The organism is Citrobacter sp. Cpo109 (genome assembly GCF_030332565.1).
Classification (GTDB): Bacteria; Pseudomonadota; Gammaproteobacteria; order Enterobacterales; family Enterobacteriaceae; genus Citrobacter; species Citrobacter portucalensis.
Window position 1 is genome coordinate 18,185 of the sequence record NZ_JAOWHQ010000065.1, and the last position, 9,839, is coordinate 28,023.

Here is a 9,839-nt window from a genome sequence, read left to right on the forward strand (position 1 = left end):
AGGGCACTGTATTAGCGCCCAAATTATTACAGGAAGAAAGGACTTGGTTGGAATAGTCGCTCGACGTCAGTAATAAACTTTTTATCTGTCAGGAACATAATTACGTGATCGCCCTGCTCAATGCGCAGGTTATCGTTGGCAATCATGACATCGTTACCACGTACAACGGCGCCAATAATGGTTCCGGGCGGAAGTTTAATTTCATCAATTGAACGCCCTACAACTCTCGACGTCGTTTCATCCCCGTGTGCGACGGCTTCAATGGCTTCCGCGACGCCACGGCGAAGTGAAGAAACGCCAACAATATCAGCTTTACGCACGTGGCTCAGCAGCGCGGAGATGGTCGCCTGCTGCGGTGAAATCGCAATATCGATCACGCTGCCTTGCACCAGATCGACGTATGCTCTGCGCTGGATCAACACCATTACTTTCTTGGCGCCCATCCGTTTGGCAAGCATCGCCGACATGATATTTGCTTCGTCATCATTGGTCACTGCGATGAACAGATCGACCTGATCGATATGTTCTTCGGCCAGTAACTCTTGATCCGAAGCATCACCAAAAAAGACGATCGTATTTTGTAGTTTCTCTGCAAGTTCGGATGCGCGTTGTTGATTACGTTCGATCAGTTTGACGCTGTAATCTTTTTCCAGACGACGTGCCAGACCCGCACCGATATTACCGCCACCCACTAACATAATGCGTTTGTACGGCTTTTCCAGACGCTGCAGTTCACTCATTACGGCGCGTATATGCTGTGATGCCGCAATAAAGAAGACTTCATCACCCGCTTCAACGATCGTAGAACCTTGCGGACGGATCGGTCGGTCATGACGGAAAATCGCCGCAACGCGGGTATCGATGTGCGGCATATGCTCACGCATTGTTGACAGCGCATTACCGATAAGCGGCCCGCCGTAATAGGCTTTTACTACTGCCAGACTGACTTTACCTTCGGCAAAATTCACCACCTGTAATGCGCCCGGATATTCAATCAGGCGATAAATGCTATCAATAACCAGTTGCTCAGGCGCAATCAGGTGATCGATTGGCACCGCATCGGATTGGAACAGCTTGTCGGCATCGCGAACGTAATCTGGTGAACGAATACGGGCGATGCGATTAGGCGTATTAAACAGTGAATAAGCTACCTGGCAGGCAACCATATTTGTTTCATCTGAGCTGGTTACGGCAACCAGCATATCGGCATCGTCGGCACCGGCTTCACGCAATACGCGGGGATGCGAACCATGCCCTTGCACGACACGGAGATCAAACTTGTCCTGCAGGCTGCGCAGGCGTTCACCATTGGTATCGACTACCGTGATATCGTTGTTCTCTCCGACAAGGTTTTCAGCCAGCGTACCGCCAACTTGCCCTGCGCCCAGAATGATAATTTTCATCAGTCGCGACCCGTTATATCATCACTTTTTGATTAGCTTAGCGTAAAAGAAGCCATCGCCATCTTCCGCACCCGGTAAATTCTGACGTCCGGGTTTTTCCGGCGTACCGGTTTCGCTTAATACCGCATCTGGTGTGCGTGCCAGGAAGGCGGCAATTTGCTGCTGGTTCTCTTCTGGCAGGATAGAACACGTTGCATACACCAGCGTGCCGCCAGGTTTAAGATGTGACCAGGTAGCATTCAGGATCTCAGCCTGTAATTGGGCAAGTTCGGCAATATCCCGGTCGCGGCGCAGCCATTTGATATCCGGATGGCGACGGATCACCCCGGTTGCAGAACATGGGGCGTCCAGCAAAATACGGTCAAACTGTTGTTCACCGCACCACTGCTTTGGATAGCGTCCATCCCCCTGTTTTACGGTTGCCTTCATGCCCAGACGTTTCAGATTGTCGTAAACGCGCGATAAGCGTTTTTCATCCACATCGACGGCCATGACGTTAGCTTGCGGAGCAACTTCCAGAATGTGAGTGGTTTTACCGCCCGGCGCACAGCACAGGTCGAGGATCTGCTCACCGTCCTCCGGCAACAGATAATTTACGCATCCTTGAGCGGAAGCATCCTGAACGGTGACCCAACCTTCGTTAAAACCTGGGAGGGCGTGAACTGGAGCCGGTGTTTCCAGACGCACTGCATCCGGGTAGTCTGGATGCGGAAAACCTGTTAATCCCGCTTCGGTAAGCAGGTCTAGCCAGGCGTCGCGAGTATGGTGATTACGATTGACTCGTAGCCACATCGGCGGTCGCTGGTTATTGGCTTCAAGAATGGCTTCCCATTTCTGCGGATACGCACTCTTAATACGTTTCACCAGCCAGGAGGGGTGTAAGAAGCGCAAATCGCTTTGCGCAAACTCGGCCAGCAGTTCATCCTGACGGCGTTGAAACTGGCGCAGTACGCCGTTGATCAGCCCCTTCAGCTGTGGACGCTTAATAACGACCGCGCCTTCTACGGTCTCAGCTAACGCAGCGTGTGCTGGAATACGAGTATGCAACAGTTGGTAGAAGCCCACCATGATCAGGTAGTGAACGGTGCGCTGTTTGCCCGTCATTGGACGTTCCATCAGTTGCTGGATCATCCACTCCAGTTGAGAGAGTGTACGTAATACGCCGAAGCAAAGTTCCTGTAACAGCGCTTTGTCTTTATCGGCAACTTTTTGCTGCATGGCGGGCAGCACGTTACTTAGTGATTGTCCTTTCTCGACAACCTGTTCGACGGCCTGGGCCGCCATACTGCGTAAATTAAGATGTTTTTTCATAAGCGCAAAAATAAAAATGCCCGGAGACACCGGGCTTAAAGAGATGAACCGTCAGGCCAGACGGTTTCCGGGCACGAACCACTCCCGGCGTGAATTAAGCAGATCCTGCGCGCTCATGGCTTTTTTACCGGCAGGCTGCAAAGAGATAAGATTCAGAATGCCGTCACCTGTTGCGACCTGGATACCCTGCTTTGTCGCCTCTAGAATGGTGCCTGGCTCGGCCTGGGTGTTTACAGCAATAACCGAAGCTTGCCAGACTTTCACTGGCTGACCATCGATTTCAAGCCAGCTCATTGGCCACGGGTTAAAGGCGCGGATGCAGCGTTCCAATTGAACAGCCGAAAGCGACCAGTCGATACGGGCCTCTTCTTTGCTGAGTTTTTCTGCATGCGTAACCAGTGATTCGTCTTGTACCACCGGTTTTATTGTACCGGCAGCCAGCTGTTTTAGCGTTTCAATCAGCCCCTGAGGCCCCAGGTCTGCCAGCTTGTCATATAACGAACCGCTGGTATCTTCTGCCGTAATTGGGCAGGACAGCTTCAGCAGCATATCACCGGTGTCGAGGCCAACATCCATCTGCATGATGGTAACACCGGTTTCGGCGTCGCCTGCCCACAGTGAGCGCTGGATCGGTGCTGCACCCCGCCAACGCGGAAGCAGGGAACCGTGAACGTTGATACAACCCAGGCGCGGCATTTCCAGTACTGCTTTTGGCAGGATCAGGCCATATGCCACCACCACCATCACGTCTGCGTGTAAATCAGCAACCAGTAGTTGGTTTTCCTGAGGGCGAAGAGAGACGGGTTGAAAGACCGGTATCCCTTTTTCTTCTGCCAGCACTTTTACCGGGCTGGGCATCAGCTTTTTACCGCGTCCCGCCGGGCGGTCCGGTTGGGTAAACACGCCAACGACGTTATGTCCAGAAGACAGCAGCGCGTCGAGATGACGCGCTGCAAAGTCAGGTGTACCCGCAAAAATAATACGTAGTGAGTCTGACACGTTGATCCTTGTCCTTAAGCTCGGGCGTTCAGGCGGTCGAGTTTTTCAACTTTCTGACGAATGCGTTGTTGCTTCAACGGAGACAGATAATCGATAAATAGTTTACCGACCAGGTGATCCATTTCATGTTGAATGCAGATAGCGAGCAGGCCATCGGCTTCCAGTTCAAAAGATTTGCCGTCGCGATCAAGCGCACGAATTTTTACTTTCTCTGCACGCGGTACTAACGCACGCTGTTCAGGAATAGACAGACAGCCTTCTTCAATGCCGGTTTCGCCGTCTTTTTCCAGCAGTTCTGGGTTAATGAGTACCAACTGCTCATCGCGATTTTCAGAGACATCAATAACAATGATGCGCTGATGAATATCGACCTGTGTTGCTGCCAGACCGATACCTTCTTCGGCGTACATCGTTTCGAACATATCATCAACGATACGCTGAATTTCTGCATTCACTTCTTCAACCGGTTTTGCGACTTTGCGAAGGCGCTCGTCCGGAATATGTAACACTTGCAAAACTGACATAGTTATCCAGAGTTGTGTTCAGGAGTTGAAAAGATAATTACCTCTATTCTAGACAAAACCCCCTCTGATTGACAGCATCAGTGACCAATCGCAAAGATTGCCAGGACTGCTTGTGGCAGGGGAACAGGGATGACCCAAATCGAAATTTGGCTACGTTTAGCGCAAGTGAATGAACTGTATGGTGATGAGATAGTGCGCGTTGCTCACTGGCTCAATACTCAACCGTGTATTAACAACGCGGTACTCTTGCAGGCTGGATTCTCTCCACGCCAGGCAAGACGCTTTTTAACCTTTTCAGATCTGACGCTGGAAAAAACGCTGCGCTGGCTTGAACAGCCTAACCACCATTTTGTGGTTGCCGACAGCGAGCATTATCCGCCACAGCTCCGTGCGATTGAGGATTATCCTGGGGTGCTTTTTGTTGCAGGAGCTCCCGCATGCCTCCACTCATTTCAAGTTGCCGTTGTCGGTAGTCGACAACACTCATGGTATGGCGAACGCTGGGGGCGGTTGTTTTGCGAAAATCTTGCTGCATGTGGGGTGACGATCACCAGCGGTCTGGCCCGGGGGATTGATGGCGTGGCGCACAATGCTGCGATAAACCGACAAGGCACAAGTATTGCGGTGCTGGGAAATGGACTTGAGACCATTCACCCACGACAGCATATCCGTCTTGCGGAGCGACTTATTGAGGCTGGGGGCGCACTGGTGTCTGAGTTCCCATTAAATATGCTCCCTTTGCCGCGCAATTTTCCCCGACGAAATCGCATTATTAGTGGGCTAAGTAAAGGTGTACTGGTCGTTGAAGCTGCACAGCGTAGTGGTTCACTGGTTACTGCTCGCTGTGCACTGGAACAAGGGCGGGAGGTGTTTGCTTTACCAGGGCCGATTGGGAGCCCGGGAAGTGAAGGCCCGCATTGGCTTATTCAGCAGGGAGCCATGCTTGTGACGACACCAGAGGAAATTCTTGAAAATTTGCAATATGGGCTGCAATGGTTGCCAGATGAACCTGAAAAATCAATTTATTCGCCAGATCACGGAGAGGTGGCATTGCCATTTCCGGAGCTCCTGGCTAACGTAGGAGATGAGGTAACACCTGTTGACGTCGTCGCTGAACGTGCCGGCCAACCTGTGCCAGAGGTAGTGGCTCAACTGCTCGAACTGGAGTTAGCAGGGTGGATCGCAGCTGTACCCGGCGGCTATGTCCGATTGAGGAGGGCATGCCATGTTCGACGTACTAATGTATTTGTTTGAGACATATATCCATAACGAAGCTGAGCTGCGTGTGGATCAGGACAAACTGGAACGGGATCTTACCGACGCTGGTTTTGATCGTGAAGACATTTACAACGCGTTACTTTGGCTGGAGAAGCTTGCTGACTATCAGGATGGCCTTGCTGAACCTATGCAGCTGGCATCGGACCCTCTTTCTATACGTATTTATACTGCGGAAGAGTGCGATCGACTGGATGCAAGCTGTAGAGGATTCCTGCTATTCCTGGAGCAGATTCAGGTGCTAAACCTCGAAACGCGAGAAATGGTTATTGAGCGCGTACTCGCGCTGGATACGGCAGAGTTCGATCTGGAAGACCTGAAGTGGGTGATTCTGATGGTGCTATTCAACATTCCAGGTTGTGAAAATGCCTATCAGCAAATGGAAGAATTACTCTTTGAAGTGAATGAAGGTATGCTGCATTAATCAATCTTCATTCAGTATGAGTTGTTATGGCTAAATCAGCACTGTTCACGGTGCGTAAAAACGAGCCCTGCCCACAATGCGGGGCTGAACTGGTTATTCGTTCCGGGAAACACGGTCCATTTCTCGGTTGTTCACACTATCCAGAATGCGATTACATACGTCCGCTGAAATCTTCCGCGGACGGACATATTGTCAAAGTTCTGGAGGGTAAGCTTTGTCCTGCATGTGGCGCTGAGCTGGTGCTGAGACAGGGACGATTCGGTATGTTTATTGGATGCAGTGACTATCCTGCGTGCGATCACACCGAGCTCATCGACAAGCCTGATGAAACAGCAATAGTCTGTCCTCAATGCCAGACTGGTCATCTTGTCCAGCGGCGTTCCCGTTATGGCAAAACCTTTTACTCCTGCGATCGCTATCCGGAGTGCCAGTTTGTCATTAACTTCAAACCGTTAGCCGGAGAATGTCCTGAGTGTCATTATCCGCTTCTCATCGAAAAGAAAACCGCGCAGGGTGTGAAGCATTTCTGTGCCAGTAAACAATGTGGAAAGCCGATTTCGGCGGAATAAAAAAGTGAATAATAACCTGCCCACAGATCCTATCGTTGCTGCGATAGCGGTTCTGAAACAAGAAAAAGTCATCGCCTATCCAACTGAAGCTGTATTTGGTGTCGGCTGCGACCCCGATAGCGAAACGGCGGTGAGCCGTTTGTTGGCGCTAAAACAACGTCCGGTCGATAAAGGGTTAATTTTAATCGCGTCAAACTTTGAACAACTTAAACCGTATATCGACGATAGCATGCTCACCGATGCTCAACGTGACGCTGTTTTCGCCCGTTGGCCTGGTCCTGTTACCTTCGTTTTCCCAGCGCTTGCGACAACGCCACGCTGGTTGACCGGGCGCTTTGATTCTCTGGCTGTTCGCGTCACCGATCACCCGCTGGTGGTTGCGTTGTGCCAGGCTTATGGCAAACCGTTAGTTTCTACCAGTGCTAATTTGAGTGGCTTACCGCCTTGCAGAACGGTAGAGGAAGTTCGCGCACAGTTCGGTACAGACTTTCCTGTGGTTGAAGGGGAGACCGGGGGGCGTTTGAATCCTTCGGAGATCCGTGATGCTCTGACAGGTGAACAGTTTCGACAGGGGTAATATGAAAGAAGCCTATGCTGTTTTTGGTAATCCGATAGCGCACAGTAAATCGCCCTTTATTCATCAGCAATTTGCAGAGCAGCTGAAGATTGATCACTCCTACGGGCGTGTATTGGCACCCATCAATGATTTTGTGAATACCCTGAACGCTTTTTTTGCTGAGGGCGGGAAGGGGGCAAATGTCACCGTGCCTTTTAAAGAAGAGGCATTTGCACGTGCCGATGAACTAACGGAGCGGGCATCGCTTGCTGGAGCGGTCAACACCCTTAAACGGCTGGAGGATGGGCGTTTGCTGGGAGACAACACGGATGGTATCGGCTTGTTGAGCGATCTTGAGCGTTTATCTTTCATTCGTCCCGGATCGCGAGTTCTGCTGATTGGTGCGGGTGGTGCATCCCGTGGAGTTTTATTACCTCTTCTTTCTATGGATTGCGCGGTGACTATTGTTAACCGTACCGCTTCGCGCGCTGAAGAACTGGCACTAATCTTCTCCCATACCGGCAGCGTACAGGCGGTAGGAATGGATGAGCTTGATAATTACAGTTTTGATTTGATTATTAACGCGACATCCAGCGGAATTAGCGGTGAGATACCGGCTATTCCGACATCTCTTATTCACTCATCTGTCTATTGTTATGACATGTTTTATCAGAAAGGAGATACACCGTTCCTCTCCTGGTGTGCCGAACATGGGGCGAAACAATATGCTGATGGCCTGGGTATGCTGGTGGGGCAAGCAGCGCACGCCGTTTTACTCTGGCATGGGGTTTTGCCGCAGATTGAACCCGTCATTAAAAGCATGCAGCAGGAATTGTCGGCATGAATCAGGCGATCCAGTTTCCCGATCGAGAAGAATGGCGCACGGATGTCAACGCCGTTGTGTTTCCGGCGATGGTTCATGGTATGCAGTTAACATGTGCCATCTCTGGAGAGATGCTGGCGTCCCGCTTTGGCGGCGACACGCCTGAAGAGTGGTTGGAAATCTTTCAACAGTATCGCTGGGATCTGGAAGAAGAAGCTGAAGGATTGATCCAGGCCCAGCAGGAAGATGCTCAAGGTTGGGTTTGGTTACTCTGACTTAAATATTCATCTTTCCACTTAACATAGTTGTTAGCTGAATATTGTAAGCCTGCTTTCTCTTCATCGCTTAATGGACGGATTTGTTTAACCGGGCTTCCCAGGTACAGATACCCGCTTTCCAGGCGTTTGTTTTGGGGAACCAGGCTCCCAGCCCCAATCATAACGTCGTCTTCTACGACTACGCCATCCAGCAGAATCGAACCCATGCCGACTAATACGCGGTTGCCAATGATGCAGCCGTGTAGCATGACCTTATGACCGACCGTTACATCCTCACCCACGATCAATGGATTACCCTGCGGATTAGACGTGGATTTATGTGTGACATGGAGAACGCTGCCGTCCTGAATGTTTGTACGGGCACCAATTTGTACATAGTTAACGTCGCCACGAATGGCAACCAGTGGCCAAATTCCGACATCATCAGCCAAACGAGCATCACCAATGACGACACTGCTGGTGTCGATCATCACGCGATTTCCGATCTGTGGGAAAAGATCCTTATAAGGACGCAGTACATCAGACATGTTTACCTCAACGAAAATAGAGCAGTAATGAAGACTTTGGTTGGATTATTGAGACTGTGCAAGTGGTTTAGCTATCAAAAATCAGCCAAATTGCGCAGGAATGTAGCGAAAGGAGTGAAAAACAAGCATTCAGAAAAAAAGATCCAAAAAATACTTGTGCTAAAAAATGGGATCCCTATAATGCGCCTCCATCGACACGGCGGATGTGAATCACTTCACGCAAACAGCCGGTTCGGTTGAAGAGAAAAACCTGAAAATGAGGGTTGACTCTGAAAGAGGAAAGCGTAATATACGCCACCTCGCGACAGAGCGCTAAAGCGCGTCGCAACTGCTCTTTAACAATTTATCAGACAATCTGTGTGGGCACTCGAAGATACGGATTCTTAACGTCGCAAGACGAAAAATGAATACCAAGTCTCAACGAGTGAACACGTAATTCATTACGAAGTTTAATTCATTGAGCATCAAACTTTTAAATTGAAGAGTTTGATCATGGCTCAGATTGAACGCTGGCGGCAGGCCTAACACATGCAAGTCGAACGGTAGCACAGAGGAGCTTGCTCCTTGGGTGACGAGTGGCGGACGGGTGAGTAATGTCTGGGAAACTGCCCGATGGAGGGGGATAACTACTGGAAACGGTAGCTAATACCGCATAACGTCGCAAGACCAAAGAGGGGGACCTTCGGGCCTCTTGCCATCGGATGTGCCCAGATGGGATTAGCTAGTAGGTGGGGTAACGGCTCACCTAGGCGACGATCCCTAGCTGGTCTGAGAGGATGACCAGCCACACTGGAACTGAGACACGGTCCAGACTCCTACGGGAGGCAGCAGTGGGGAATATTGCACAATGGGCGCAAGCCTGATGCAGCCATGCCGCGTGTATGAAGAAGGCCTTCGGGTTGTAAAGTACTTTCAGCGAGGAGGAAGGTGTTGTGGTTAATAACCGCAGCAATTGACGTTACTCGCAGAAGAAGCACCGGCTAACTCCGTGCCAGCAGCCGCGGTAATACGGAGGGTGCAAGCGTTAATCGGAATTACTGGGCGTAAAGCGCACGCAGGCGGTCTGTCAAGTCGGATGTGAAATCCCCGGGCTCAACCTGGGAACTGCATCCGAAACTGGCAGGCTAGAGTCTTGTAGAGGGGGGTAGAA

General features: G+C 50.8%; 11 protein-coding genes and 1 rRNA gene. 7 read left to right on the top strand and 5 right to left on the bottom strand.

What is annotated here, in order from left to right; all coding sequences use genetic code 11:
• Nucleotides 1-26: 26 nt before the first annotated feature.
• Genes trkA through def form a run of 4 tightly spaced genes read right to left on the bottom strand, consistent with a single transcriptional unit; the run spans nucleotide 27 to nucleotide 4,237 of the window.
• Nucleotides 27-1,403: a Trk system potassium transporter TrkA gene (trkA, locus tag OGY71_RS16080; protein WP_003031153.1), complete on the bottom strand. Its 1,377-nt coding sequence runs from the start codon at nucleotides 1,401-1,403 to the stop codon at nucleotides 27-29.
• Between the two features lie 21 nt (nucleotides 1,404-1,424).
• Nucleotides 1,425-2,714, bottom strand: coding sequence for a 16S rRNA (cytosine(967)-C(5))-methyltransferase RsmB (gene rsmB, locus OGY71_RS16085; protein WP_126957922.1), 1,290 nt, complete (start codon nucleotides 2,712-2,714; stop codon nucleotides 1,425-1,427).
• Nucleotides 2,715-2,765: 51 nt separating this feature from the next.
• Nucleotides 2,766-3,713 carry a methionyl-tRNA formyltransferase gene (gene fmt / locus OGY71_RS16090; RefSeq protein ID WP_003828282.1) on the bottom strand — a complete coding sequence of 316 codons (948 nt, stop codon included), beginning with the start codon at nucleotides 3,711-3,713 and terminating at the stop codon, nucleotides 2,766-2,768.
• A 14-nt stretch (nucleotides 3,714-3,727) separates the two neighbouring features.
• Nucleotides 3,728-4,237 carry a peptide deformylase gene (gene def, locus OGY71_RS16095; protein WP_003828283.1) on the bottom strand — a complete coding sequence of 170 codons (510 nt, stop codon included), beginning with the start codon at nucleotides 4,235-4,237 and terminating at the stop codon, nucleotides 3,728-3,730.
• Nucleotides 4,238-4,366: 129 nt separating this feature from the next.
• Here def and dprA point away from each other — a divergent pair, with 129 nt between their 5' ends.
• Genes dprA through OGY71_RS16125 form a run of 6 tightly spaced genes read left to right on the top strand, consistent with a single transcriptional unit; the run spans nucleotide 4,367 to nucleotide 8,159 of the window.
• Nucleotides 4,367-5,491 (top strand): DNA-protecting protein DprA, encoded by a 1,125-nt coding sequence (dprA, locus tag OGY71_RS16100; RefSeq protein WP_149282164.1) that lies wholly within the window; start codon nucleotides 4,367-4,369, stop codon nucleotides 5,489-5,491.
• Nucleotides 5,463-5,936 (top strand): DUF494 family protein Smg, encoded by a 474-nt coding sequence (gene smg / locus OGY71_RS16105; protein ID WP_003031162.1) that lies wholly within the window; start codon nucleotides 5,463-5,465, stop codon nucleotides 5,934-5,936. The genes dprA and smg overlap by 29 nt, the downstream gene beginning before the upstream one ends.
• Nucleotides 5,937-5,962: 26 nt before the next feature.
• On the top strand, nucleotides 5,963-6,505 hold the full coding sequence (locus OGY71_RS16110) for a DNA topoisomerase family protein (protein ID WP_003828287.1): 543 nt from the start codon (nucleotides 5,963-5,965) through the stop codon (nucleotides 6,503-6,505).
• Between the two features lie 4 nt (nucleotides 6,506-6,509).
• Nucleotides 6,510-7,082, top strand: a complete 573-nt coding sequence (gene tsaC / locus OGY71_RS16115; RefSeq protein ID WP_003828289.1) for an L-threonylcarbamoyladenylate synthase type 1 TsaC — start codon at nucleotides 6,510-6,512, stop codon at nucleotides 7,080-7,082.
• 1 nt (nucleotide 7,083) lies between these two features.
• Nucleotides 7,084-7,905, top strand: a complete 822-nt coding sequence (aroE, locus tag OGY71_RS16120; RefSeq protein WP_003828290.1) for a shikimate dehydrogenase — start codon at nucleotides 7,084-7,086, stop codon at nucleotides 7,903-7,905.
• Nucleotides 7,902-8,159 (top strand): DUF1488 family protein, encoded by a 258-nt coding sequence (locus OGY71_RS16125; RefSeq protein WP_126957928.1) that lies wholly within the window; start codon nucleotides 7,902-7,904, stop codon nucleotides 8,157-8,159. Before aroE ends, OGY71_RS16125 begins: the two co-directional genes overlap by 4 nt.
• Here OGY71_RS16125 and OGY71_RS16130 read toward each other — a convergent pair.
• Nucleotides 8,135-8,689: a gamma carbonic anhydrase family protein gene (locus tag OGY71_RS16130; RefSeq protein WP_048215431.1), complete on the bottom strand. Its 555-nt coding sequence runs from the start codon at nucleotides 8,687-8,689 to the stop codon at nucleotides 8,135-8,137. The genes OGY71_RS16125 and OGY71_RS16130 overlap by 25 nt on opposite strands.
• A 474-nt stretch (nucleotides 8,690-9,163) precedes the next feature.
• Between OGY71_RS16130 and OGY71_RS16135 the strand changes: the two genes are divergently transcribed.
• Nucleotides 9,164-9,839, top strand: a 16S ribosomal RNA gene (locus OGY71_RS16135); the annotation flags it as partial.